The organism is Marinobacter sp. LM1 (assembly GCF_042763285.1).
Taxonomy (GTDB): domain Bacteria; phylum Pseudomonadota; class Gammaproteobacteria; order Pseudomonadales; family Oleiphilaceae; genus Marinobacter; species Marinobacter nauticus.
Genome location: NZ_CP114373.1, coordinates 1,998,491 through 2,023,125 on the forward strand (window position 1 = coordinate 1,998,491; position 24,635 = coordinate 2,023,125).

21 protein-coding genes are annotated in these 24,635 nt (G+C 57.5%); 16 read left to right on the forward strand and 5 right to left on the reverse strand.

All coding sequences use genetic code 11. From position 1 onward, the window contains the following. Positions 1 to 21 precede the first annotated feature (21 nt). The 3 genes from OZ656_RS09385 to OZ656_RS09395 form a co-directional block, all read right to left on the reverse strand. Positions 22 to 1,086, reverse strand: a complete 1,065-nt coding sequence (locus OZ656_RS09385; RefSeq protein WP_278350708.1) for a hypothetical protein — start codon at positions 1,084 to 1,086, stop codon at positions 22 to 24. A 129-nt stretch (positions 1,087 to 1,215) separates the two neighbouring features. Continuing rightward, on the reverse strand, positions 1,216 to 1,818 hold the full coding sequence (locus OZ656_RS09390) for a YceI family protein (RefSeq protein ID WP_278350707.1): 603 nt from the start codon (positions 1,816 to 1,818) through the stop codon (positions 1,216 to 1,218). Further along, positions 1,799 to 2,554, reverse strand: a complete 756-nt coding sequence (locus tag OZ656_RS09395) for a CDP-alcohol phosphatidyltransferase family protein (RefSeq protein ID WP_278350706.1) — start codon at positions 2,552 to 2,554, stop codon at positions 1,799 to 1,801. The genes OZ656_RS09390 and OZ656_RS09395 overlap by 20 nt, the downstream gene beginning before the upstream one ends. 111 nt (positions 2,555 to 2,665) lie before the next feature. On the opposite strand from OZ656_RS09395, the gene OZ656_RS09400 reads away from it, so the two are divergent. From OZ656_RS09400 to OZ656_RS09415, 4 genes are read left to right on the forward strand one after another with little or no spacing between them, the layout of a single operon-like run. Next, a complete protein-coding gene (locus OZ656_RS09400; protein ID WP_041656326.1) occupies positions 2,666 to 3,646 on the forward strand; it encodes a zinc-binding alcohol dehydrogenase in 981 nt (326 codons plus the stop codon). 14 nt (positions 3,647 to 3,660) lie between these two features. Further along, the gene (locus OZ656_RS09405; protein WP_011785160.1) at positions 3,661 to 4,059 is read left to right on the forward strand and encodes a 6-carboxytetrahydropterin synthase; all 399 of its coding nucleotides are present in this window, start codon (positions 3,661 to 3,663) and stop codon (positions 4,057 to 4,059) included. Continuing rightward, positions 4,046 to 5,965 (forward strand): glycosyltransferase family 4 protein, encoded by a 1,920-nt coding sequence (locus OZ656_RS09410; protein ID WP_278350705.1) that lies wholly within the window; start codon positions 4,046 to 4,048, stop codon positions 5,963 to 5,965. The genes OZ656_RS09405 and OZ656_RS09410 overlap by 14 nt, the downstream gene beginning before the upstream one ends. Then, the gene (locus OZ656_RS09415; protein WP_278350704.1) at positions 5,947 to 6,918 is read left to right on the forward strand and encodes a lysylphosphatidylglycerol synthase transmembrane domain-containing protein; all 972 of its coding nucleotides are present in this window, start codon (positions 5,947 to 5,949) and stop codon (positions 6,916 to 6,918) included. Before OZ656_RS09410 ends, OZ656_RS09415 begins: the two co-directional genes overlap by 19 nt. Here OZ656_RS09415 and OZ656_RS09420 read toward each other — a convergent pair whose 3' ends face one another. Next, positions 6,919 to 7,785, reverse strand: a complete 867-nt coding sequence (locus OZ656_RS09420) for a RibD family protein (RefSeq protein WP_114433985.1) — start codon at positions 7,783 to 7,785, stop codon at positions 6,919 to 6,921. 118 nt (positions 7,786 to 7,903) lie between these two features. Here OZ656_RS09420 and OZ656_RS09425 point away from each other — a divergent pair, with 118 nt between their 5' ends. After that, positions 7,904 to 8,320 carry a helix-turn-helix domain-containing protein gene (locus tag OZ656_RS09425; RefSeq protein WP_011785156.1) on the forward strand — a complete coding sequence of 139 codons (417 nt, stop codon included), beginning with the start codon at positions 7,904 to 7,906 and terminating at the stop codon, positions 8,318 to 8,320. 16 nt (positions 8,321 to 8,336) lie between these two features. Here the strand turns inward: OZ656_RS09425 and galU are convergent, their stop codons facing one another. Continuing rightward, positions 8,337 to 9,173 carry a UTP--glucose-1-phosphate uridylyltransferase GalU gene (gene galU, locus OZ656_RS09430; RefSeq protein ID WP_011785155.1) on the reverse strand — a complete coding sequence of 279 codons (837 nt, stop codon included), beginning with the start codon at positions 9,171 to 9,173 and terminating at the stop codon, positions 8,337 to 8,339. 394 nt (positions 9,174 to 9,567) lie between these two features. On the opposite strand from galU, the gene OZ656_RS09435 reads away from it, so the two are divergent. From OZ656_RS09435 to OZ656_RS09485, 11 genes are all read left to right on the forward strand, one after another. Then, positions 9,568 to 10,698 (forward strand): ShlB/FhaC/HecB family hemolysin secretion/activation protein, encoded by a 1,131-nt coding sequence (locus OZ656_RS09435; protein WP_278350703.1) that lies wholly within the window; start codon positions 9,568 to 9,570, stop codon positions 10,696 to 10,698. Between the two features lie 120 nt (positions 10,699 to 10,818). After that, on the forward strand, positions 10,819 to 12,357 hold the full coding sequence (locus OZ656_RS09440) for a glucan biosynthesis protein G (protein WP_278350702.1): 1,539 nt from the start codon (positions 10,819 to 10,821) through the stop codon (positions 12,355 to 12,357). Between the two features lie 14 nt (positions 12,358 to 12,371). Next, on the forward strand, positions 12,372 to 12,629 hold the full coding sequence (locus tag OZ656_RS09445) for a hypothetical protein (protein WP_022991112.1): 258 nt from the start codon (positions 12,372 to 12,374) through the stop codon (positions 12,627 to 12,629). Next, positions 12,622 to 14,727, forward strand: coding sequence for a glucans biosynthesis glucosyltransferase MdoH (gene mdoH, locus OZ656_RS09450; RefSeq protein WP_278350701.1), 2,106 nt, complete (start codon positions 12,622 to 12,624; stop codon positions 14,725 to 14,727). Before OZ656_RS09445 ends, mdoH begins: the two co-directional genes overlap by 8 nt. 92 nt (positions 14,728 to 14,819) lie before the next feature. Continuing rightward, entirely contained in the window at positions 14,820 to 15,500 is a 681-nt protein-coding gene (locus OZ656_RS09455) for a GntR family transcriptional regulator (RefSeq protein WP_023010396.1), read from the forward strand. Between the two features lie 17 nt (positions 15,501 to 15,517). Further along, a complete protein-coding gene (gene prpB, locus OZ656_RS09460) occupies positions 15,518 to 16,405 on the forward strand; it encodes a methylisocitrate lyase (RefSeq protein WP_272999084.1) in 888 nt (295 codons plus the stop codon). 47 nt (positions 16,406 to 16,452) lie between these two features. Beyond that, entirely contained in the window at positions 16,453 to 17,586 is a 1,134-nt protein-coding gene (prpC, locus tag OZ656_RS09465) for a 2-methylcitrate synthase (RefSeq protein ID WP_278350700.1), read from the forward strand. Positions 17,587 to 17,594: 8 nt separating this feature from the next. After that, complete coding sequence (gene acnD / locus OZ656_RS09470) at positions 17,595 to 20,219, forward strand: Fe/S-dependent 2-methylisocitrate dehydratase AcnD (protein ID WP_278350699.1); 2,625 nt, start codon at positions 17,595 to 17,597, stop codon at positions 20,217 to 20,219. Between the two features lie 73 nt (positions 20,220 to 20,292). After that, positions 20,293 to 21,471 (forward strand): 2-methylaconitate cis-trans isomerase PrpF, encoded by a 1,179-nt coding sequence (prpF, locus tag OZ656_RS09475; RefSeq protein ID WP_379945172.1) that lies wholly within the window; start codon positions 20,293 to 20,295, stop codon positions 21,469 to 21,471. A 33-nt stretch (positions 21,472 to 21,504) separates the two neighbouring features. Continuing rightward, positions 21,505 to 22,983, forward strand: coding sequence for a 2-methylcitrate dehydratase (prpD, locus tag OZ656_RS09480; RefSeq protein WP_278350697.1), 1,479 nt, complete (start codon positions 21,505 to 21,507; stop codon positions 22,981 to 22,983). Positions 22,984 to 23,126: 143 nt separating this feature from the next. After that, positions 23,127 to 24,539, forward strand: coding sequence for a TIGR03013 family XrtA/PEP-CTERM system glycosyltransferase (locus tag OZ656_RS09485; protein ID WP_278350696.1), 1,413 nt, complete (start codon positions 23,127 to 23,129; stop codon positions 24,537 to 24,539). Positions 24,540 to 24,635: the final 96 nt, after the last annotated feature.

Genomic DNA, 24,635 nt, shown 5'->3' on the forward strand with positions numbered 1-24,635 from the left:
CGATTTATTGTTGTGGTGTTATCAGAACTTGTCCGCCAGCTGCCGTAGCAGGGCAGCCCGTTGTTCTGATTCGGGATTCATCGCCGGCTGGTTTTGGAGGCCGTCCAGATCCGGCGGTGAAAATTCATAGCCTTCCTCGGGACCGAAGGCGTAGTCGGTGCGGTCGCCCGGGGCGGCGGGTAACCGGCGTATCTGCAAATGCCTGAGTTGCAGGGTGCCCTGAATGTCGCGATTGGCTAACACGCTGCCATGGGCTTTCAGGCGAATGACGGCCGAGCTGCTGCCCAGAGACGTTTCCTGTTGCAATTGGGCCAGCGGGGTTTCGCCGCTGTAGAGCTGTGCAGAGAGGGCGTAATAGCCAGACTGTTCCGGATCGAAGCGCACAGGGATGACCAGGTCGTTCCCAGACACATAGGCGGTTTCCAGACCCTCGAAGCTGCCCAGATCGGGTTCGATGGTCAGTGAAGACACATGTCGAACGGGCTTGCCGTCTACCCGGGCCTCCACAATCAACCGGTACTCGCCGGGGGGATGATCGGAACTGATGGTGCCCTGGTAATAACCGGGGTCTGCATTCTCCAGCTCGGCAGAGGCTACCCGGCCCCGCTCTCCGGCGGTCTCCAGGGTGGCGGACAGAGACTGGCCGAACACCTGGCGACCTTTCAGGGACGCTACCACCAGAATCGGCTCACCTTGGCTGAAGCGGAATTTGTCCAGCGTCACTACAAATCTGCCATCGCCCTCCAGCGGAAGCACGACCGGGTGGTAGCGGTTACCCTGGTAAGCCTCTGCCTGAGCTTTGGTCAGCGGTACCGAATAATCCGGGTACCGAATGGTCTGTTGGTATTCGTCTGCGACACTTGCCAGCATGAATCCCAGTGCGTTATCGGAGGGTGGTTCGGAAACAGGCCCGGCAGGTGTGGCCTGGGCGGCCGACTCCTGGTTGGAAACCGCTTCCGGAACGGAAGTGGTGGTGTCTTGCTGAAGGCCCCGGAAGCTGCCCTCGTTCTCGGCCGAGAGCAGCCACACGGCACCGGCCACACCGGCGGTGATGGCCAGGCTTATGCTTAATGCCCGGTACGGCATTGTCAGACCCCGTTATTGTTATTGAAGGCTTGGTTAACTTTTAACCATAGGGTCGAATTGTCTTAAACGGCAAAAAATTAGGCCGGAATAGCAGAGGTTTTGTGTCGTTTTGCGAGACGGTTCTCAAACTCAGAACCAGCCACTGTCTTTGATGGCCTCAAAGCCGAAGCGTAGCCGCACCTCATCTCCCACCAGTCCGTTTTCCAGGCCGTAGGTCATGCCCCAATCGCTGCGGTTGATGACAGCCTCTGCGCTGATGCCCAGGGTGTAGTCCTCATGGCCGATGGGATACTCCGCCGCTTTGTTGAGGGTGACGTTCACGTCGACCGGCCGGGTCTGTCCCAGCAAGGTCAGGTCACCGGTCACTATGCCGGTATTGTCCCCGGTTTTTTCAAAATCACTCACCACAAAGGTAATCTCCGGGTATTTGCTGGCGTCCAGAAAATCGGGCTTGCGGAGGTGATCGTCCCGTTTATCGTGGTTGGTAAAGACACTGCTGGCTTTGAAAACCAGCTTCCCGGAATTCAGTTCTCCGGTTTCTTCGTTGTATTCAAACTGGCCTTCAATATCCCGGAACATGCCCATCACCGGGGCATAACCGATATGCATGATTTCGAAGCTCATGGAGAAGTGTTCTTCGTCCACTTCGAACTTAGCCGGCTCTGCAGAAACACTGGTAGCGGTGGCCAGCAGGATTGAGGTTGTCAGAGCTTCAGGAAATGACAGTTTCATGATTTTGTCTCCTTTGGTAGAGCCAGCGCACGTCCAGATAAAAGGACCAGGCAAGCAATGCCAGAGCGAGCCCGAGCGTCAGGCTGGCGAATAATGCAGGGGTAATGGGCACAACCGCGACCATCAGTGTGACCACCTGCCAGACACAGATGGTCTTCCGTCGGAAGCTGTCTGGCAGCGGGTTATTCAGCCAGGGCAGTGGCCAACAGGCCAATATGAACAGATAGCGCATCAGGCCCAGGGCAAGTACCCAGCTACCGGCTTTCTCCAGGGCCAGTGTGGCAACGCACAGCCCGAGGATAAAGAGCGCGTCCAGCTCCATATCGAAACGGGCACCGAAGGCGCTATGGCTTCCTGTTGCCCGGGCGATTTTGCCGTCGACACCGTCCAACAACAGGGCGATCAGGCTGATAACCGCATAGCTCCAGAGCTCGGTTGAGGTTGCTGAAGAGGAGTGGTCACCGAGGAACGGAGCCCAGCCAACCAGCGCCAGCACCAGAACCGACCGCAGCAGCGTGGCGCGGTTGGCCCAGCCGAAGTCGGTCTGCCACCGCCAGTGCCGGAGGATAAGTACACTTTGCCCGAGATAGAACGCAAAGGTGATTAACCAGAAGCCGGTTGGCAGATCAAAGGCTTTGGTCAGAATAAACGAAACGCCAGCCAGGCCCAGCATTCCCAGGATCAGATCACTGATGGGGCTGAAACTTCCTTTCATTGAGGTACTGATGGAATCCATACGCCATTGCGTCCGTATAGCCTGTGAGTGGCGTTAGCAAGCTCCCATTCTATGACTATAGTTTGGAGAGACTGCTTTTGCGTACGCAGCCATTCATCAAATGGACTATTCATGGACGTTGAGAACAACACTGCCTTTTGGATTACCGGGTATCAGGAGGCCAGGTTAGGGCCAGTGCCCGAGCCGACTTTTCCCGCTTCTGAAACACCGTATGTGATCGTTCGTTCCCGCTATTCCGGCATCAGCCGGGGGACGGAATCCCTCGTCTACAACAACCAGGTTCCTGAAAACGAATACCAGAGAATGCGGGCACCGTTTCAGGAAGGCGAATTTCCGTTTCCGGTGAAATACGGCTATGCCAGTGTAGGAGAGGTTGTGGACGGGCCGGAAGCCCTCCTGGGGCGGAACGTATTCTGCCTCTATCCTCACCAGCAGCGATACGCGGTGCCAGCATCCGCGGTGCTGCCTTTGCCAGCCAAGGTTCCAGCCGAGCGAGCAGTGCTGGCGGCCAACATGGAGACCGCCGTTAATGGAGTCTGGGATGGGCAGCCTGCGGTTGGTGACCGGATTGCGGTGATTGGTCTTGGCGTGGTGGGCTTGTTGGTGGCCTGGCTGGTCAATCGCATTCCCGGCGTGGAATTGATCGGGGTTGATACCAATGAAGGGCGACGATCGGTGGCTCAAGCCCTTGGGGTGCGGTTCACTACCGAGCCGGACATCCAGAACTGTGACCTGGTATTTCATGCCTCCGGGCACCCCTCGGGGCTGGCCAAAGCCTTGTCGCTGGCGGGGACGGATGCCCGGGTGATTGAACTGAGCTGGTATGGAGACACGCCTGTTTCCGTGCCGCTGGGACACGCCTTTCACCCGAACCGGCTGACTCTGAAATCAAGCCAGGTGGGCCAGCTATCGCCGGAGCGCAGGCCGCGCTGGCACCATCGCCGCCGCCTGGAACTGGCGCTTTCCATGCTGTCAGAGCCGGCTCTGGATGCGTTGATCAGCGGAGAGTCGCGCTTTGAACAGCTTCCGCAAGTCGCCGGAAATATTCTGATGCCGGGCGCCGATGCGCTCTGCCACCGAATTGTTTACTAACCCAGGGAGAGACTATGTTCAGCCTGACCGTTCGTGATCACATGATGATCGCCCACAGCTTTAACGGTGAGATTTTCGGGCCTGCCCAGGGCGTTCACGGGGCAACCTATGTGGTGGATGTTACTTTCGAGCGCCACGTACTCGACAACAACGACCTGATTGTCGACATCGGGCAGGCTTCGGCGTTGCTCAAGGACGTGTTGTCGGAATTCAACATGAAGAACCTGGATGATATTCCCCAGCTTGCGGGACGAAACACCACCACAGAGTTCATGGCCAAGGTGGTGTTTGACCGCATGGCGGCGGCCATTCACGCCGGCCGGCTGGGTGAGGACGGTAAAGGCGTGGTCAGCTTGAAAGTGACCCTCAGCGAGTCGCACATCGCGTGGGCCAGCTACCATGCCGGCATCTGAACTCTGGTTCGTGGTGCCGGGAGACCCCGGCCAGAACACCGGTGGTTACCGTTATGTGCGGCGCCTGGTTGCGGCGTTGTCCAAGGCGGGCATTCCGGTACAGTTAACCGGCCTGGAAGGGACGTTTCCCAAACCGGATGACTTTGCCAGGCAGTCGCTGGATCGGTTCCTTGCGGGTTTGCCAGACGGAACCCGGGTCGTGCTGGATGGCCTGGCGATGGGCGGCCTGCCTGAGGTTTTACAGCGACACCAGAGCCGGTTGAACCTGATGGCGCTGGTGCACCACCCGCTGGCGGATGAGAACGGCCTGAGTGAGCAGGAACAGGCCTGGTTCAAGCATTCGGAAACGACGGCATTGGCCTGTGTCGGCGCCGTTTTTACCACCAGTCACTACACGGCGGAACGGCTGCAGGCATTCGGAGTGACGCCGGCGCGGGTGACCACTGCCTTGCCCGCTGTCGACGATGCTTTTTTTCAGCAGCCGCCCCGGATTGGCCGGCGTGATGCCACCAGGGCGATTCATCTGCTGTGTGTGGGTCATCTGTCACCCCGAAAAGCGCAGCATCAGCTGATTCAGGCGCTTGCTAAACTCACACACCTGAACTGGCGCCTGACGCTGGTTGGCAGTGCGGAGCGAGCCACGGATTATGCTTCCGGTGTTCGTGCCTTGGTCCGAGAATCCGGTCTGGAAAGCCGTGTTGAGTTTGCTGGCGAGCTGAAAGAAGCAGATGTGCTGAAGGCTTATCAGCAAGCGGATCTATTTGTGTTTCCCTCGCTTTACGAAGGCTATGGCATGGTCATCGATGAGGCCCTCGCAGCCGGGCTGCCCGTGTTGAGTTCCAACGGCGGCGCGCTGGTTTCGACTGGCGCCAAACCAGGCGTTGCGTTGTATGAAGCGGGCAATGTAGCGGCTCTGGCCACCAGATTGACCCGGCTGCTTGCCGAACCGGACGCCCTTGAGACACTGGTCGCGGGCGCTATGCAGGCCCGGTGCGAGATCCGTCGCTGGTCTGAAACCGCGCAAGATTTCATTGCCGGGCTGGAAAAGGGCAGGCCGCGTAATCCGGTTCAATTTTCCGCGGATTGGCTGGAAGCAAGGGAGCCCGCCGATCACCAGGCCCGTGATGAGGGGCTGACGGCCCGACTCGCCGAATGGCTTACCGAACGATATGACTGTCGGGCGTCGGGTAGCAAACCGGGGGCGCCCCTTCATCTAGTGGATCTCGGTACCGGTCGGGGCTCCAATCCTGTCTACCTTTGCCCGAGACTACCGGTACCCCAGCGTTGGACGTTGGTTGAGCCGGACCAAACCCTGGCCGGGATCGCCCTTCAGCGGGTTGAAAAGCTGGATGCACCGGCTGTGCTGGAAACAATGGTCTTGACGAAAGATAACCTCAGTACGGCGTTGCCCGAAAACGCGGACCTGGTGACGTCTTCGGCCTTGATCGACCTGGTTTCCGAACCCTGGTTGAGCGCCTTGTCTGCAGCGGTGGCCAAACGTCAGGCGGCATTGTTGGTCGTCATCACTTACAGCGGCTTTTTTACTCTGGAACCTGCTCATCCCTTCGATGACAAACTGCGCGCTCTGGTCAATGCCCATCAACATCGGGAGAAGGGCAGTGGCGCTGCGCTCGGCCCGGACGCCACGGCCTGTTTGAGCCGTTTCATGTCCGGCAAGGGCTATGACATCCAAACGGCAGATAGTCCCTGGGTATTGACGGGTGAGCAGGCCAGCCTCGCCGCTATGTTGCTTGAGGGCTGGGCGGAGGCTGCCACAGAACAGCAGCCGGAACAGGCGAATGATATCCAATTCTGGCTCGAAACCCGTCGGCAACAGCTGGATACCGGCGCCCTCGCCATTACCGTGAGCCATACGGATCTGCTGGCATGGCCGAAGCAGGTCTGAACCCGGAGAGGCCGGTCCCCGGCTTTGGGCGAGGGGTGTTTCGCTGGTGCGTCACCTTGCTGCTCCTGGGGATTGTTTTTGTTTTCGTCGACATCGATAGGCTAGCCCAGAGGCTGGCGATGGTTCCGCCAACGATCATCCTTGCGGTATTGGTGGTCTCGCTGATTCAGATCGCACTGTCGGCCTGGCGCTGGCGGTATACCGCGAACCGGCTCGGTGTAGTCATGGGCTTTGGCTTTGCCTTTCGGGAGTATTACCTGGCCGGGTTTCTGAATCAGGTGCTTCCCGGGGGCGTGATGGGGGACGTAAATCGAGCCTGGCGCCACAGCCGTTCGGCGAAGCGTTTGCAGCAACTGGCGATTGTCCATGCGGTTGTGCTGGAGCGCCTGTCAGGCCAGTTGGTGCTGGTACCGGTTGTACTGATTGCGGTGTCCGGGCTTTGGTGGACCGGGCAGTTAAATAGCCAGGTCGGTGACGCAGGCGTATCCCTGAACCTGGGCTATTGGCTGATTCTGCCCGCGTTGGCCGTGCTCGGGGTTTTGCTGGTCTCTATGACGGGGTTCGGGGCCCGGTTCAGGCGTTATGTCCGACGATTAAGCGGGGATGTGCGTCGGGCTTTTCTGGGTTGTCGGAATGCCCTGGTGCAGGTTGGTACCTCGGTTCTGGTTTTCCTGACCTATATGGCGGTGTTCATGTTAATGGCCACGGGCATGGACTTGTTTGCCGACGGCACACCCTGGCTGTTGGTCGTGGCCCTGTGCCCGCTACTGTTACTGGCCATGGTGGTCCCGTTAACGGTGTCTGGTTGGGGCGTCAGAGAGGGCGTGGCGGCTATTCTGTGGCCATTGGTAGGGCTGCCGGCAGAGCAGGGCGTGGCGCTGAGTGTTGGCTATGGTGCGGCGGTGTTTCTGGTGAGTCTGCCGGGTGCCCTGGCGCTGCTGTTCCGCCGGTAATCAGGGTTTGGCGGTGTCGAATGCCAGATCAAAAAGCATATCGCTACCAAGATTCACCAACTGGGCTTTTGGGCGAAGCGCCTCATCCAGCTGGTCAATCTCCGGCAGGGAGAACGCAGGCCGGCCGCTTCCGATGATCATGGGGGCAACCATCACGTGTAAGCGGTCCAGTAATCCCGCCTTCAGGAAGGACGAGACGGTAACGCCTCCGCCCTCGATAAAAATCTTGCGAAGTCCAAAATCCTGTAACACCTGCAGGATACGTTCGGGAGAAGCAGGGGCTTCGTTTTCTGCGGAGCCCAGGCAAGGCACTGTTGTAACCCCGGTCGGATCCAGCGTTTTCGGGCCTGGCTGATAATCGCCGGCAATCAGATGCAGCGTAGGAGCATCGCCGTCGGTGAACAGGTGGTGGCTGGCAGGCACCCGCTGCCGGCGGTCGATCACGACGCGCACCGGGTTGCGGCCAGAGGTTCGGCGCACGGTCAGGCGCGGATTGTCGGTGCTGGCCGTTCCAGCGCCGACCACCACGGCGTCACACAGGGCGCGGATTCGGTGCAGGTGGGTAATGCCGTCGTCACCATTGATAAACCGGGAGCAGCCGGTGACTGTGGCGATCCGGCCATCGAGGCTCTGGCCAAGTTGGCCGATCACCCGGCTGTTGTTGGTGACGGGCTGGCACAGGGGCAGGAACAACGACAGCAGGTTCCTCGCTTGTTCGGATGCCGGCTGAACGAGTTCCCAGCTTTTGCCGTTGATCTTCACCGCGGGTTGATCAGAACCGGGCACGGGCAGGGTGATATTGCTCCGGTTGATCGCGCTGAGTACCAGATCCCAGGCGTTATCGGTGTCCAGTGCGTCATTTGCCATGTGGTACCTGCTCGTTCGTTGTTCGTTTCAGTATAGGCAGATTGTGTCCAAAGCTATATGTACGATACATTTCCGGTTTGATTCACTTTTTCGGCCAACTTTTCAGGGGCACGGAGCCATGCGGTACCTGCAATCTTTTAACCGTCGTCTGCGTCGTATTCGGGAGCAGGGCCAGTTGTCCCTGGGGGATGTGGCCGAAATGTGTGGCGTGGACGAGGCCCGTGTCCGCAGCTGGGAGGCGACGGACGCACGCCAGAGAGGGTACCCCGGGGTTAGTGAATTGCTGGATTTTTGCCTGAAAACCGAAACACCGCTGGAACGTCTGCTGGATATGGACGATGACGGTGAGGATGGACAACTGGAACTGCCGGGGCTGGCGTTCAGCAACAGTGATGATCTCTCAGTGGCGCTGAAAGAGCTTGAGCAGGAGATCAATCGAATCCAGCTCAGTGATGACGAAACCGAGCTGTTGCGCCGGTTCCGCAAGGCAAGTGCAGATAACCGGCGCATGGTGTTGCAGCTATTGGGGCGCTAAAGGGCCCGGGTCGCCTCTATTTTCCCTTCTTGTAGATGTTCTCGTAAACGAAGTTGGTGGCCTCCACGAAACCGTCAATGCTGCCGCAGTCAAAACGCTGACCTTTAAACTGGTAGGCCAGCACGCAACCATTCTTCGCCTGCTCCAGCAGGGCATCGGTAATCTGAACCTCACCATTCTTACCCGGCGGCGTACGCTCGATAATGTCGAAAATGTCCGGGGTCAGGATGTAGCGCCCGATAATCGCCAGGTTGCTGGGCGCGTCTTCCGGTGCTGGTTTCTCCACCATGTCGGTAATACGGTAAAGGCCATCCTTCATGGATTCACCCGCAATCACACCGTACTTGTGGGTTTCGTCTTCCGGTACTTCTTCGATGGCCACAATGGAGCAGCGGAACTGGTTATACAGTTTGACCATCTGGGTCAGAACGCCGTCACCATCTTCCGGGCCCACGCAGAAGTCATCCGCCAGCACAACGGCGAACGGGTTGTCGCCCACCAGGTTGCGGCCAGTCAGGATGGCGTGGCCCAGTCCCTTCATTTCATTCTGACGGGTGAAGGCAAAAGAGTTGTTGTTGATCAGATCCCGGATAGAGGTAAGCAGGCCTTCCTTGCCGGTACCGGCAATCTGGTGCTCAAGCTCGTAACTGATATCAAAATGATCTTCGATGGCGCGTTTGCCGCGGCCGGTGACAAAGCCGAATTCATGAATGCCGGCATCTGCGGCTTCCTCCACCCCGTACTGCACCAGTGGCTTGTTAACGATCGGCAGAATTTCCTTGGGCATGGCCTTGGTGGCCGGAAGGAAACGGGTGCCGTATCCGGCAACCGGGAAGAGGCACTTTTTGATCATGATTGTTCGTCCTTAATCAGGTGGTTTACCGCTTTGTTTACCCACAAAGCGTGCCAAGTGTAACCAAGTTGTATGCTGAGTTGGAGGGTTTCATTTCCGAGTGTTGATTTCTGGTAATTCTGTCGACTGGTTCCGATCTGTCCGGGGTGACTGAAATGCCTAGAAAATTGTTTCAGTCCCGCTTTTAACTACATGATTTTACGTAACATTAAAATTGTAAATTTATGATGATAATGGTGGCCTGAGAGCGGCCTATCTTTTAAAGTTGCACCGAATTAATGGGTTTACATGAAATTGACATTGCTTCGGGTTTTCCAGAGTGCCGCCATTGATCTTCAAACTGCCTGTTCGTCACTTCTCATTGTCTGCACTATTTTTGTGCGCGACAGCGAGCTTGTGTCTGCCAGCCTACGGTTCAGAGACGGCGCTTGATGGTGATACCCCTGAAACCAGCCGGCAGGCGTTGCTTCCCGAGAACAGTCTGAAGCTGACCCGTGAACACTGGCTGCGCTCCAAGATGAAGTTTTCCGGGCGCACCAACCGGGACACCGATCATCGGGATGGGGCGCTGAACGTGGGCCTGAATGGTCTTTTCTGGGCGAATCATCGTGCCGGCGTGCGCTACAGTGACGCCAAGACCTATCGGGTGGGCAATGAGCGCCGAGTACTCGGCTTCAGTTATGGCCTTCCGGTAGGGCGTAACCATCTGGATATTGAACTCCGGAATACCGCTTATGAAGAGGTGTCCAGGGCAGACGGTTCCCGTTTTCAGAAAGAAGGACGCACCCGGGATCTCACTATCACCGGCAGGCGAGCCCTGTTCTCTACGTTCGGCTATCAGTTCCTCGGCCGTGCCGGATACTCTTCCGTAAACCAGTACTGGACCCGAAGAACGGATGAAGTGCATCGTTCCAGTTACCAGTTATCGACTGTGGGGTTTGAGGCTAACGGACATCACAATCTGTACGGTGGTTTTGACCTGAGCAGCGGACTGCGTGCGGTCACGGGTATTGAGGCCGAGATAGAGCGTGCGACCGATTCGGAACAGGGGCGGCGTGAAGAGCAGTTTGGGCGCATGGTTCTCAGTGCATCGCTTGACCGAGAGTTACTGGCCTGGCACTGGGGACTGGACGGGGAATACCAGTTGGCGTCTGCCGATATTCCGGGTTCTCAGCACCTGAGGGTTGCCGGGTCAGGGCTGGTGGCGGGTTTCAATGGCCAGTCACTTAGCGTAGCCGAAGGTGGGTGGCTGCGCCTGGGTAGCCGTAGCCCGGAATTCGACGTTCCGTTCTTTCCCCGGTTTTCGTCGAGTGTTCGTCTTTCTGTCCTGCGCGGCTGGATTCCTGATGAATCATTCCAGCAGCATCAGGCAGGACATGTTACTTCGGGAGAGGTTTCATGGGGGCTATCTGCGCGGCAATTCAGCGCCGATGTCAGCCTGGGGCGGGTGCTGAATACAACCACAGATGCCATAACAATACCTGATCAACCGGATGTCCGCTTTACCATGAGCTTGCAGATCTGAAGCAACTCTGCCTCACGTCGTTTCATTTGATTTCGATTCGCTTACGAACTTGTCACTTGTAGCAGCCCTCGGGCGCGGTGCTACATTGAATGGACAAACCGTGAACCGAGGAAGGAAACGATGCACGCAGGGAAAGTAGGTCTGGTGGTTCTGGGATTGTTCTTGTTTGCTCCCTTTTATGCCCAGGCATTCCAGTTTCAGGATGTTGTGGAAAAAGCGAAATCGAAGGCGAGTGCGGCATACGAGCAGGCCCCTCGTATTCCCGACTTTATGGCAGACCTGAGTTACGACGAATACCAGTCCATCCGCTTTGATCCCTCAAAAAGTTTGTGGCGAGACGGGAATTCCCGCTTCCAGGTAATGCTCATTCCCGCAGGGAAGTTTTACACCCGTCCGGTAAGCATCCACGTAGTGGACAGCGAGGGCGTCCATCCGCTGTCGTTCGATAAGAGTCTGTTCAATGTCGACGACGAGGCGCTCAGAAAGCGGGTGCCAGCCGATCTCGGGTACGCCGGGCTCAAGTTGACGTTTCCTTTTGATGGTCCCGACGTAGCCAATCAGTTCCTGGTGTTCGCGGGCGCAAGCTATTTTCGCGGCGTCAGTAAGGAAACCTCCTTCGGGCTGTCTGCGCGGGGTATCGCTGTAGACACGGGTTTGCCGACCGGTGAGGAGTTTCCTGATTTCACGGAGTTCTGGTTGGAGCGCCCCGCTCCCGACAGCGATCATGTTCGTGTCTACGCATTGTTGGATGGTCCAAGCCTGACCGGGGCCTATGAGTTCACGGTATACCCCGGGGAGCAGACCCGGGTAGATGTGAAAGCCCGCCTGTTTATGCGGGAAGACATCGAGTTGCTGGGGCTCGCTCCACTCACTTCCATGTTCTATTACGGGGAACATACTCCCAGACCGCTTGGTGAGTGGCGCCCCCAGGTCCACGATTCGGACGGATTGTTAATCCATGATGATGCAACCGGCGAATGGCTATGGCGCCCGCTGATGAACCCGGATCGACTTGCCGCAAGTTTCCACAGTGTCCGTCGTGTCGGCGGCTTTGGTCTGATTCAGCGTGATCGGGAGTTTCGTCACTACGAAGATCTGGAGGCCCGATATGAGCGCAGGCCCAGCGCCTGGGTGAGCGCCGAGGGGGACTGGGGGAAAGGAAATGTGGTTCTGGTGGAGATACCTACGGACGACGAAACCAATGACAACATAGTCGCTTTCTGGAGTCCGGGAGGTGAAGTGTCCGCAGGCACGTCGCGGGATCTGAACTACTCGATTCAGTTCGGCGGTCCCGGCGTGGCGCCACATCCCGGCGGCAAGGTGGTAAACACCTTCGTCGGCGCAGGGGATCGTATAGGCGGCGGTGATCAGGCGGGTGCCTATCGGATTCTGGTGGATTTTGCCGGCGGTCCCTTGTCGGAACTCAACGCGGAGTCTCCCGTAGTCAGCAAAGTGACCGGGGGCGAGGGTGTTGAGGTGCTTGAACACTTTGTGGAGTGGGTAGCGCCAGAGAATCATTGGCGATTGTCGATCCTGGCCAAGCCCGCGCCGGATCAGATTCTTCAGCTGCGGGGTTTTCTGATGGTGGATGATGAGGTCGCCACGGAGACGTGGAGCTACTCCCTGCCGCCGGGGACAGGCCTGCGGGCAGAACCCTGATCCTGGAGGATCGTATGGACGCGCAAACCTCTTACCAGTTGCTGGGAAAGCTGTTGGTGTACCTTGAATTGAGTGGCGCCAGTAACGACCGTAAAACGTTCAATGGCGCACTGGCCTTACTCGCGGACGGCGTCGCCGGAAACGAACACAGCGTTCGGTTTGAGGACCTTTTGGCCCGCATTCCTGACTACTTCGAGTTGGATGAGCCAAGTCTTCCGCCGGTAGCACCGCCGATTCGCCGCAGCAGTATCGGGTATTTCACCGATGACTGAGTCAGCGACTGTGTCCCGCCCCTGGCACCTGCAGGCGACGATCCGACGCTTGGTGCTGACTGCGTTTGTGGCTGGCCAGACGGGGCTGGCATCCTGGTTTCTGCTCCAGGTGCTGCCTTATCACGGCGGCAACGTGGCGGAGTGGCTGATCGTTGCTGTTTTCGCGGTACTTTACCTTTGGATTGCCTTTGGCTTCTGGATCGCGGTATACGGTTTCCTGCTGCGCTTGCTGGGCGGAGATCGGGCATCGCTACTGAAGCGCCATACTCAGAATGAGCTGGCGGCAACGCCGCTGTCGAAAACCGCAATTGTCATGCCGTTGTATCACGAGCCGGTAAGCTGGACGCTGAAGGGGCTCAAAGCCATTTACCTCGATCTGGCGCGATCAGGCCGCCTGGATGATTTTGATTTTTATATTCTCTCAGACAGTCAGGATCCTGATGTCTGGCTGCAAGAACAGCAGGTCTGGTTGAAACTGGTGGAAGAGCTCGGCGCTCACGGTCGGCTCTTCTATCGCCGGCGTCGGGTTAATCTCAACTACAAAAGCGGCAACGTGGCTGATTTCTTGAGGCGCTGGGGAAGTCAGTATCAGTATATGGTCGTTCTGGACGCCGATAGCCTCCTCGCCGGTGACACTATTCGGACCATGGTGCAGGTGATGAACCGGGAGCCCCAGGTTGGGATCCTTCAGACTGCTCCTACCATTATTAACGCTCGCTCCGCGTTTGCTCGTATCCAGCAGTTTGCCAATCGGCTTTACTCGCCGCTTTTTGCCACGGGCCTGGCTGCCATCCAGATGGGGGATGCTGCATTCTGGGGCCACAACGCTGTGATACGCGTTGCTCCATTTATGGCGCATTGTGGTTTGCCAAAGCTCAAAGGCGCTGGTATCTGGCAAGGGCCAATCATGAGCCATGATTTCGTAGAATCGGCGTTTCTGGGTAGAGCAGGGTATGAAGTCTGGCTGGAACCGGCTTTGGGGGCCAGCTATGAAGAATCTCCGCCCACGCTTGATGACGAGCTTGCCCGAGATCAGCGCTGGTCGAAAGGAAACCTGCAGCACGCAGCGCTGATGCTATTCTCGCCTCGATTGCGCCTGGCACATCGTTTTGCCTTTTTGAATGGCATTATGGCGTACGCATCGTCACCGTTATGGTTGTTGTTCCTGGTCCTGACAACGATTGCTGCTGTGCAACTGACCGTCGCGCCTATCGATTATTTTCCGGACGGGCGTGAGAGCCCCTTTCCTTTGTGGCCAGAATGGCGGCCGACATGGGCCATCACCTTGGTCGTCAGCACCATGGCGCTGTTGTTTTTGCCCAAGTTTCTGGCCATTGTTGATGTCGTCGCCCATCGGGCTCTGAGTGGATTTGGCGGCTTTTTCAGGTTGTTGTCGAGCGTGTTGCTTGAAATCGTCGTCTCAGTGTTGCTTGCCCCCATCCGGATGCTTGCCCACAGTCATTCCGTTATTTCGGCCCTGTTAAACGTTCGGCTGAGTTGGGCTGGCCAGAATCGTACCGAGGAGACCGGTTGGCGGGAGGCTGCTGTGCGACATCTGCCCGGACTTATCATCGGTAGTGCTTGGTCGGCCTTTGCCTGGACCCTGGACCCGATGTTCTTTTTATGGTCATTACCCGTGTCTGTCCCTCTGGCACTGGCAGCGCCAACAACGGTTTGGTTGAGCCGGTCAAGCAGCGGTGAGTCCCTGAGTCGCAGGGGCTTATTGTTAACACCTGAAGAGCGAACCAGTATGCCGATGCTTGATGATGCACGGGGCTTTCGAGAGGAGGCAGAGAGTGAGGTTGCTCTCACACCGGTGGAACAGGCGGTACTGATCCCTGCGGTCAATCGGCTGCACCGCCACCTTGCCGGGCGTGGCGCCAAGGGCTTGAAGAAAGAAGTCATTGAGGGAGAGCTCGATGCCTGCGTCAGCCGAGGCTACCGGGGAATCGAAAAGGGCCGGCTTTCGCTTTTGCTGGAAGACCCGCAGGCACTGACAGCCCTGCATCGGCGAGCCTGGAGTGCGCCTTCGGACTCATTCTGGGGGCAACGCGTTCGCAATCTCGTACTGCACGCGCAAGGTTTGCAGGATCTGTAAACAATCATACTTAAGCCTAACTCACAATTGTTGACAATCAGGGAATGCAGGCGTAGTTTCACGCTAAATAACCTCTGGATTGTTAACAAAGCATGATTCAGGCACAGCTGCAAACCCAAACCCGCGCCGATGAGGCCTTTGATTGTCTGCAAACGGCGATTGTGAAGGGCGATCTGGCGCCGGGCGAAAAAATCGGCGAAGTCGAGCTCTGTTCCCGCTTTAACCTTACCCGAGGCCCGCTGCGTGAAGCGTTGGGCCGCCTTGAATCCCGTGGATTACTGGTCAGGCGCCCTCACGCTGGTGTGAAGGTGGTGTCCGTTAGTGCCGCAGAGCTTCTTGAGTTGTACCGAATTCGAGAAGTCATGGAGGGGCTGGCAGCCCGTCAGGCGGCCGAACGCATGCCCGATGAAGAAATCCATGATCTCCTGGCCACGCTCGATAGTCACGAAAAAATGATTGAGGAAGCTCAGGGCCAGGCCTACTACCAGGCCGAGGGTGACTACGATTTCCACCACCGGATTGCCACCGGCAGTCGCAATACCAAACTGGCCCAGATGCTCCTGGGTGATCTTTACTACATGGTGCGGATGTACCGTTACCGGTTAAGCACCTCGGCCGGGCGCCCCCATCTGGCGCTGGGTGAACACCGCCGTATCGTCGAGGCCATTGCCCAGCGCGATGGCGAACTCGCCGAATTCCTGATGAAACGACACATTAATGCTGCACGCCAGAACATCGAGAAGAAAATCGAAGAAGGCGTTCTCACCATCTGATAAGAGAGGAAAAACCCATGGCTAACAAACTCTCCCCGGGCGCCCGTTTTCGTAAAGCCCTGAAAGAAAACCAGCCACTGCAGATTGTTGGTACCATCAACGCCTACGCGGCCATGATGGCCGAGCGGGTAGGGCATCAGGCCATTTACCTGTCTGGCGGTGGTGTAGCGAACGCCTCCTATGGCCTGCCGGATCTGGGCATGACCACTATGAACGATGTGGTGGAAGATGTGCGCCGGATTACCGCCGCCGTGGATATTCCGCTGCTGGTCGATATCGATACTGGCTGGGGTGGTGCCTTTAACATTGGCCGTACCATTCGCGAGATGGAGCGTGCCGGCGCCGCTGCGGTGCATATTGAAGACCAGGTAGCCCAGAAGCGCTGCGGCCACCGCCCGAACAAGGAAATCGTTTCCAAAGAGGAAATGGTAGACCGCATTAAAGCCGCAGCCGATGCTCGTGAAGACAAAGACTTCTTCATCATGGCCCGTACCGATGCGTTTCAGAAAGAAGGGCTGGACGCGGCCATCGATCGTGCCAAGGCCTGTATTGAAGCCGGTGCCGATGGCATCTTTGCGGAAGCCGTACACGAACTGAGCGATTACAAGGCGTTCGCCGAGGCGATCGATGCGCCGATTCTGGCCAACATCACCGAATTTGGCGCCACGCCGCTGTACAACCGGAAAGAACTGGCGGATGCCGGCGCGGCGATGGTGCTGTACCCGCTGAGCGCCTTCCGTGCCATGAACAAGGCGGCGCTGACGGTATACCAGAACATTCTCGAGAAAGGCGACCAGAAAGACGTGGTTGACCTGATGCAGACCCGTATGGAGCTGTACGATTTCCTCAACTACCACGATTTCGAGCAGAAGCTGGACCAGCTGTTCGCTCAGAAAAAAGACTGATTGCGTTAAACTGAACAAAATATAAACAGAAAATCTGGGAGACCAACATGGCTGAAGCAAAGAAACTCGGTGGCGCTGGCCTGCGTGGCCAGGTAGCTGGTGAAACCGCCCTGTGCACCGTTGGCAAAACCGGTACCGGCCTGACCTACCGCGGATACGATATTACCGACCTGGCGGATAACGCCCAGTTCGAAGAAGTGGCTTATCTGTTGCTGCGAGGCAAACTGCCGAACCAGGCCGAGCTGGATGCCTACAAAAGCAAGCTCAAGAGCCTGCGCAGCCTGCCGGAAGCCCTGAAACTGGTGCTGGAGCAGATCCCCAAGGACGCGCATCCGATGGATGTGATGCGTACTGGCTGCTCTATGCTGGGTAATCTGGAAACCGAACAGGATTTCAGCGAGCAGGACGACAAGATCGACCGCATGCTGGCCGTGTTCCCGGCCATCATTACCTACTGGTACCGCTTTGCCCATGAGGGCGTGCGCATTGATACCGCCAGCACCGAATGCGATTCCATTGGTGGTGTGTTCCTGGAGCTCCTGCATGGCAAGAAGCCCAGCGAGCTGCATGAGCGGGTGATGAACGTCTCCCTGATTCTGTACGCGGAGCACGAGTTCAACGCCTCTACCTTCACGGCACGTGTATGCGCCTCCACGTTGTCTGACATCCACAGCTGCGTGACCGGTGCTATCGGCTCCCTGCGCGGCCCGCTGCACGGCGGCGCCAACGAAGCGGCTATGGAACTGATTCAGAAGTTCAAGACGCCGGAAGAAGCTGAAGCTGGCCTGATGGGCATGCTGGAACGCAAAGAGAAAATCATGGGCTTCGGGCACGCCATCTACAGCGAGTCCGACCCGCGCAACGCCATCATCAAGAAGTGGTCCGAGAAGCTGGCGCAGGAAGTGGGCGACACCGTGCTGTACCCGGTTTCCGTTCGCTGCGAAGAGGTTATGTGGCGCGAGAAGAAGCTGTTCTGTAATGCCGACTTCTTCCACGCCTCTGCCTACCACTTCATGGGCATTCCGACCGAGTTGTTCACGCCCATCTTCGTGATGTCCCGGGTATCCGGCTGGACCGCCCACGTGAAAGAGCAACGCGCCAACAACCGAATTATCCGCCCGAGCGCTGAGTACACAGGCCCTGAACATCAGGACTGGTTGCCCATCGACAAGCGGAGCTGAGAGAGACTATGAATACCCAATACCGTAAAGCCCTGCCGGGCACGGAACTGAAATACTACGATACGCGCCAGGCGGTAGAAGACATCCAGCCGGGCGCTTACGCCAAGCTGCCTTATACCTCCAAGATTCTGGCGGAGCAGCTGGTGCGCCGTTGCGATGCGGAGTCTCTGACGGATTCCCTGAAGCAGCTGATTGAGCGTCGCCGCGACCTGGATTTCCCCTGGTACCCGGCGCGGGTGGTGTGCCATGACATCCTGGGCCAGACCGCCCTGGTGGACCTGGCCGGCCTGCGCGATGCTATTGCCGAGAAGGGCGGTGATCCCTCCAAGGTCAACCCGGTGGTTCAGACCCAGTTAATTGTTGACCATTCCCTGGCCGTGGAAGCCCCGGGTTTCGACCCGGATGCCTTCGAGAAGAACCGCGCCATCGAAGACCGTCGTAACGAAGACCGTTTCCATTTCATCAACTGGACCCGCACCGCGTTCAAGAACGTGGACGTGATTCCGGCCGGTAACGGCATCATGCACCAGATCAATCTGGAGAAGATGTCGCCGGTGATTCAGAACCGCCCGGATGAAGACGGTCACCCGATTGCCTTCCCGGATACCTGCGTGGGCACCGACAGCCATACGCCTCACATTGATGCGTTGGGTGTTATCGCCGTAGGCGTGGGCGGTCTGGAAGCGGAAACTGTGATGCTGGGGCGTCCGTCCATGATGCGTCTGCCTGATATCGTGGGTGTGAAGCTGACTGGCAAGCGCCAGCCTGGCATTACCGCCACCGATATTGTTCTGGCGATTACCGAGTTCCTGCGTAAGGAGCGTGTCGTCGGCGCCTACCTGGAATTCTTCGGCGAAGGTGCATCGAGCCTGACCATCGGCGACCGGGCCACCATTTCCAACATGACCCCGGAATACGGTGCTACGGCCGCGATGTTCTACATCGACGAGCAGACCATTGACTACCTGAAGCTGACCGGTCGTGAGCCAGAGCAGGTAGACCTGGTTGAGAAGTACGCCAAGGAAACCGGCCTGTGGGCCAGCGAGATGACCGGGGCTCAGTACGAGCGCGTGCTGGAGTTTGATCTGTCTACCGTGGTTCGTAATGTGGCAGGCCCGTCCAACCCGCACCGCCGTGTCGCCACGTCCGATCTGCACGATCGGGGCATTGCCGTGAATCTGGACAAGGCACTGGAAGAAGAGAAAAAGGGCCTGATGCCCGATGGCGCGGTGATTATTGCTGCCATCACCTCCTGCACCAACACCTCGAATCCCCGCAACGTGGTGGCGGCTGGCCTGCTGGCCAAGAAAGCCAACGAGCTGGGGCTGGTGCGCAAGCCGTGGGTGAAATCCTCCTTCGCACCGGGATCCAAAGTGGCCCGCCTGTATCTGGAAGAAGCTGGTTTGTTACCAGAACTGGAGAAACTGGGTTTCGGTATCGTGGCCTATGCCTGCACCACCTGTAACGGCATGTCTGGCGCCCTGGACCCGAAAATACAGCAGGAGATCATTGATCGGGACCTGTATTCCACCGCCGTTCTCTCTGGTAACCGGAACTTCGATGGCCGGATTCACCCATACGCGAAACAGGCCTTCCTGGCGTCACCGCCGCTGGTTGTCGCCTACGCCATCGCCGGTACCGTTCGGTTCGATATTGAACAGGACGCCCTGGGCTACGACAAGGATGGGAACCCCGTCACCCTGAAAGACCTGTGGCAGTCTGATGAAGAAATCGACCGCATTGTCGGCGAATACGTGAAGCCGGAGCAGTTCAAGCAGGTGTACATCCCGATGTTCAACCTGGATGAAGCCGAGCAGGCCAAGAGCCCGCTGTACGAGTGGCGCCCGCAGTCCACCTACATCCGTCGGCCGCCATACTGGGAAGGTACCATGGCCGCCGAGCGTGCGCTCAAGGGTATGCGCCCGCTGGCGATCCTGCCGGACAACATCACCACAGACCACCTGTCGCCATCCAACGCCATCATGATGGACTCGGCTGCCGGTGAGTACCTGCACAAGATGGGCCTGCCGGAGGAAGACTTCAACTCCTACGCCACCCACCGTGGTGACCACCTGACTGCCCAGCGAGCGACCCTGGCCAACCCGAAACTGTTCAACGAAATGGTCCGGGACGAAAACGGGGAAGTGGTGCAGGGTTCCCTGGCCCGTGTGGAGCCGGAAGGCAAGACCATGCGCATGTGGGAAGCCATTGAAACCTACATGGAACGCAAGCAGCCGTTGATCATCATTGCCGGTGCAGACTACGGGCAGGGTTCTTCCCGTGACTGGGCGGCCAAGGGTGTTGCCCTTGCAGGTGTAGAGACCATCGTCGCCGAAGGCTTCGAGCGGATTCACCGCACCAACCTGATCGGTATGGGTGTGATGCCGCTGCAGTTCGAAGAAGGCACCACGCGCCACACGCTTCAGCTCGATGGTACCGAGACCTACGACGTGGAAGGCAAGCCCGCCCCCGGCGCCAAGCTGGAACTGGTCATTCACCGCAAAACCGGTGAAGTAGACCGGGTGCCGGTGATCTGTCGTCTGGATACCGCGGAAGAGGTCACCGTGTACTCTGCCGGTGGCGTACTGCAGCGCTTTGCCCAGGATTTCCTGGCGTCTGAAAGCGCCGCCTGATCGCCATGGCAAGGTCAGGCGGGAGTTGTTCCTGGCTCCCGCCTGAAACATTCATTCAAGTGAGGCTCGCTCAATGAGTTTTGCTCCCCAAGTTCGTATTCCTGCCACCTACATGCGTGGCGGTACCAGTAAAGGCGTCTTCTTCCGCCTGCAGGATCTGCCCGAAGTCTGCCAGGTACCCGGTGAAGCGCGAGACAAGCTTTTGCTGCGCATAATTGGTAGCCCCGATCCCTACGAAAAGCAGATTGATGGCCTGGGCAATGCCACCTCCAGCACCAGTAAATCGGTGATCCTGGCAGTGCCCACGCAACCGGACCACGACGTCGATTATCTGTTTGGCCAGGTGTCCATCGACAAACCCTTTGTTGACTGGAGTGGTAACTGCGGCAATCTAACCGCCGCCGTAGGCGCGTTTGCCATCAACGGCGGCTTTGTGGCCAAAGAGCGTATTCCTGAAAACGGCATCTGTATCGTTCGTATCTGGCAGGCCAACATCCGCAAAACCATCGTGGCCCACGTGCCCATCACCAACGGTGAAGTGCAGGAAACCGGTGATTTTGAACTGGATGGCGTGACCTTCCCGGCGGCAGAAGTCCAGATCGAGTTTATGGACCCGGCCGATGGCGAGGGGGCCATGTTCCCCACGGGTAATCTGGTGGATGAGCTTGAAGTGCCGGGTGTCGGCACCCTGAAAGCCACCATGATCAATGCCGGTATCCCGACCATTTTCATCAATGCCGAAGACATCGGCTACAAGGGCACCGAGCTGCAGAACGACATCAACAGCGACCCCAAAGCCCTGGCCATGTTTGAAACCATTCGCGCCCATGGCGCGGTGAAAATGGGCCTGATCTCCGATATCGCGGAAGCTGCCAATCGCCAACACACTCCGAAAGTGGCGTTTGCGGCCAAACCTTCGGATTATGTGTCCTCCAGCGGAAAGCAGATTAACGCGGCCGATATTGATGTACTGGTTCGGGCGCTGTCCATGGGCAAGCTGCACCACGCCATGATGGGTACGGCTGCGGTGGCTATCGCAACGGCCTCTGCTATTCCCGGCACGCTGGTTAATCTGGCAGCCGGCGGCGGCGATCGTACCCATGTGACTTTCGGTCATCCGTCCGGAACCCTTCGGGTAGGCGCGGAAGCGACGGAAGTAAATGGTCAGTGGACAGCCACCAAGGCCATCATGAGCCGCAGTGCGCGGATTATCATGGAAGGTTGGGTGAGGGTACCTGGCGACAGCTTCTGATGGCTCCTATAGTTGGGACAGGAGGGCCGGAATATGTCTGCCACTTACGATCTCAACGAACGCCCGGACTACGACGACGTACTGCAACAAATCGCCGACTATGCCCTGAATTACCGCATAGAAAGCGAAGAAGCCTGGGAAACGGCCCGTTATTGCCTGATGGACACCCTGGGCTGCGGTTTGCTGGCGTTGCGTTTTCCGGAATGCACCAAACACCTGGGCCCGCTGGTGGAAGGCACGATCGTTCCCCACGGTGCCCGGGTGCCTGGCACTCCATACCGCCTGGACCCGGTGAAAGCCGCCTGGGACATAGGCTGTATCGTCCGCTGGCTGGATTACAACGATACCTGGCTGGCGGCCGAATGGGGCCACCCTTCCGATAATCTCGGCGCCATTCTTGCGGTTGCCGACCATCTTTCTCAAAAACGCGTTGCCAATGGCCAGGCGCCACTGGCCATGAAGGCCGTTCTTGAGGCCATGATCCTGGCCCATGAAATTCAGGGTGTACTTGCCCTTGAGAACTCCTTTAACCGGGTAGGGCTGGATCATGTTGTGCTGGTGAAGGTGGCGTCGACCGCCGTCAGTGCCAAACTGATGGGCGCCAACCGGGAACAGATGCTCTCAGCGCTGTCTCATGCCTGGGTCGATGGTCAGGCCCTGAGAACCTATCGCCACGCGCCCAACGCCGGTTCCCGAAAATCCTGGGCGGCGGGGGATGCCACCTCTCGTGGGGTTCGCCTGGCAGACATTGCCATGCGCGGGGAGATGGGCATTCCCGGGGTGCTGACGGCGCCACAATGGGGCTTCTACGACGTCCTCTTCAGCAAGACCAATCGAGATCAGGCCCTGAAACCCGAATCATCACGTAGCTTCGCATTACCACAGTCTTTCGGCTCCTACGTGATGGAAAACATCCTGTTCAAGATCTCTTTCCCGGCAGAGTTTCATGCCCAGACCGCCGCCGAGGCAGCGGTAAGACTACACCCGCAAGTGAAGGGCCGGCTGGACGACATTGATCGCATAGAGATCACTACCCACGAGTCGGCCATTCGCATTATTTCCAAACAGGGCAAGCTAGCCAATCCCGCAGACCGGGATCACTGCCTGCAGTACATGACGGCGGTGCCACTGATCTTTGGCAACCTGACAGCAGAGCATTACGAAGACAGCTTTCACCAGGCCCATCCTGAAATCGACCGGCTCAGGGAAAAAATGCAAGTGATCGAGGATGAGCGCTATACCCGCGAATACCTGGAGGCCGATAAACGGTCAATCGCCAATGCGGTACAGGTTTTCTTCAAGGATGGCTCCAGTACCGACAAGGTTGCCGTGGAATACCCGATAGGGCACCGACGCCGGCGAGAGGAAGGTATGCCGCTGCTGGTGGAGAAATTCCGGGCCAACCTTCAGACACGCTTTCCTGCCCAACAATGCGACGCCATTATGGACAGTTGTGGGAGTCTGGGGCGGCTTGAGGTGATGCAGGTGCACGAGTTTGTGTCGCAACTATAAAATATTTGTAAAATTGAACGAAATGGGCGAGTGGCCCACATTGCAGTTTCAATGAATTGCCGTACAATCCCGTAACGGTTTGTTACAGTGTGTAGCAAAGGATGCTTGCAGTACAGGCAGTGTGAACCGCACAAGGAGTCGACGTGGCCCACGTCAGGTTGTTCAGACACTATATACACTTACCTTTTGTTATTCTCGGCCTGATCGATCTGATCGTCATGGGCCTTGCGTTCGCACTGGCGGTGTTTTTCCGCTTCTTCGGCGAGCTCGAATTCTTCCTCGATAATCTTGTTTTTGTCCTCCCTTCCATCACGATCTTTGCGTTGTTCAATTTGATCGTCATGATCGCCCTGGGCGTGCACCAGTCTCGTGTGGAAGAAGGCATGTCTGGCATGATGCTGCGCACCATCATGGCCATGATTTTCGCCATTCCGCTGCACGGCTTTGCCTACTTCGTGGCCAATGACTGGCTATGGTATCTGGGTAGCTTCGGGTTGCTGACATCGGCAACTGTGCTGGCGATATTTTCGTTAGGTATTGCGCGAGTGGTGTTCTTTGCTCTGGTAGGAAAGGATCGCTTCAAGCGCCGGGTTCTGGTGCTGGGTGCCGGGCGCCGGGCAAAACAGATGTTTGAGGATTTGACCACCCCCTTCAACCGCAAAGGTTTTTCACTGGACGGCTTCGTTCCCATGCCGGATGACACGGTGGAGGTGGATGAGCAGTACCTTATTAACCTTCCAACCTCTTTGCACGACTACGTACTTCGACACCCAGTGCGGGAGATTGTGGTTGCGGTAGACGATCGCCGCCGTGGCTTGCCGATGGAAGACCTTCTGGAATGCAAAATGGAAGGTGTGCACATTATCGACGGTGCCAATTTCTACGAGCGTGAATCCCGCAAAGTGGCCCTGGAGATGATCACCCGTGGTTGGCTGGTGTTCTCTGACGGATTCACGGTTTCTTCGGTGTATGGCGTTGGCAAGCGGGCGCTGGACGTACTGGCTTCCGGTACGCTTCTGCTGGCCACGTTCCCGATCATGATTCTCACCGCCATCGCCATCAAACTGGAAGATGGCTTTAGAGCACCCGTGATCTACAGCCAGGAGCGGGTGGGTCTGAACAACCAGGTGTTCAAGGTGCACAAGTTTCGCTCCATGATTACCGACGCGGAAAAGAATGGCGCGGTCTGGGCTCAGAAGAACGATACTCGGGTGACACGCGTTGGTGAGTTTATCCGTAAGGTGCGGATTGATGAGCTGCCACAGATCTTTAATGTACTGAATGGCACCATGGCCTTTGTTGGCCCGAGGCCGGAACGGCCGGTGTTTGTTGAGCAGCTGTCTGAGAAAATTCCGTTTTATGCAGAAAGGCATCGGGTAAAACCCGGGCTGACCGGTTGGGCTCAATTGTGTTTCGCCTATGCGGACAACGAAGAGGACACCCGGGAAAAGCTGCGCTACGACCTCTACTACATCAAGAACCAGAGTTTACTTCTTGATCTGTTGATTATAATTCAGACAGTAGAAGTGGTATTGTTCAAAAAAGGATCAAGGTAGTTTCGGGAGTCAGCTGTTCCCGGAACATGGAATAGAGCACGGACCTCACAAGAGAGGAATAAAGATGTCACGGAAGTATCTCATCCAAGGGCTTAT

Bases quoted from the DNA above. Each gene is read 5' to 3' on its own strand.
- OZ656_RS09415 (WP_278350704.1), top strand. From the start codon at position 5,947: ATGGCCGAAGCAGGTCTGAACCCGGAGAGGCCGGTCCCCGGCTTTGGG.
- OZ656_RS09385 (WP_278350708.1), bottom strand. From the start codon at position 1,086: ATGCCGTACCGGGCATTAAGCATAAGCCTGGCCATCACCGCCGGTGTG.
- OZ656_RS09445 (WP_022991112.1), top strand. From the start codon at position 12,372: ATGGACGCGCAAACCTCTTACCAGTTGCTGGGAAAGCTGTTGGTGTAC.
- prpB (WP_272999084.1), top strand. From the start codon at position 15,518: ATGGCTAACAAACTCTCCCCGGGCGCCCGTTTTCGTAAAGCCCTGAAA.
- prpC (WP_278350700.1), top strand. From the start codon at position 16,453: ATGGCTGAAGCAAAGAAACTCGGTGGCGCTGGCCTGCGTGGCCAGGTA.
- galU (WP_011785155.1), bottom strand. From the start codon at position 9,173: ATGATCAAAAAGTGCCTCTTCCCGGTTGCCGGATACGGCACCCGTTTC.
- OZ656_RS09395 (WP_278350706.1), bottom strand. From the start codon at position 2,554: ATGGATTCCATCAGTACCTCAATGAAAGGAAGTTTCAGCCCCATCAGT.
- OZ656_RS09390 (WP_278350707.1), bottom strand. From the start codon at position 1,818: ATGAAACTGTCATTTCCTGAAGCTCTGACAACCTCAATCCTGCTGGCC.
- prpD (WP_278350697.1), top strand. From the start codon at position 21,505: ATGTCTGCCACTTACGATCTCAACGAACGCCCGGACTACGACGACGTA.
- OZ656_RS09410 (WP_278350705.1), top strand. From the start codon at position 4,046: ATGCCGGCATCTGAACTCTGGTTCGTGGTGCCGGGAGACCCCGGCCAG.
- prpF (WP_379945172.1), top strand. From the start codon at position 20,293: ATGAGTTTTGCTCCCCAAGTTCGTATTCCTGCCACCTACATGCGTGGC.
- OZ656_RS09440 (WP_278350702.1), top strand. From the start codon at position 10,819: ATGCACGCAGGGAAAGTAGGTCTGGTGGTTCTGGGATTGTTCTTGTTT.
- OZ656_RS09405 (WP_011785160.1), top strand. From the start codon at position 3,661: ATGTTCAGCCTGACCGTTCGTGATCACATGATGATCGCCCACAGCTTT.
- OZ656_RS09455 (WP_023010396.1), top strand. From the start codon at position 14,820: ATGATTCAGGCACAGCTGCAAACCCAAACCCGCGCCGATGAGGCCTTT.
- acnD (WP_278350699.1), top strand. From the start codon at position 17,595: ATGAATACCCAATACCGTAAAGCCCTGCCGGGCACGGAACTGAAATAC.
- OZ656_RS09420 (WP_114433985.1), bottom strand. From the start codon at position 7,785: ATGGCAAATGACGCACTGGACACCGATAACGCCTGGGATCTGGTACTC.
- OZ656_RS09425 (WP_011785156.1), top strand. From the start codon at position 7,904: ATGCGGTACCTGCAATCTTTTAACCGTCGTCTGCGTCGTATTCGGGAG.
- mdoH (WP_278350701.1), top strand. From the start codon at position 12,622: ATGACTGAGTCAGCGACTGTGTCCCGCCCCTGGCACCTGCAGGCGACG.
- OZ656_RS09400 (WP_041656326.1), top strand. From the start codon at position 2,666: ATGGACGTTGAGAACAACACTGCCTTTTGGATTACCGGGTATCAGGAG.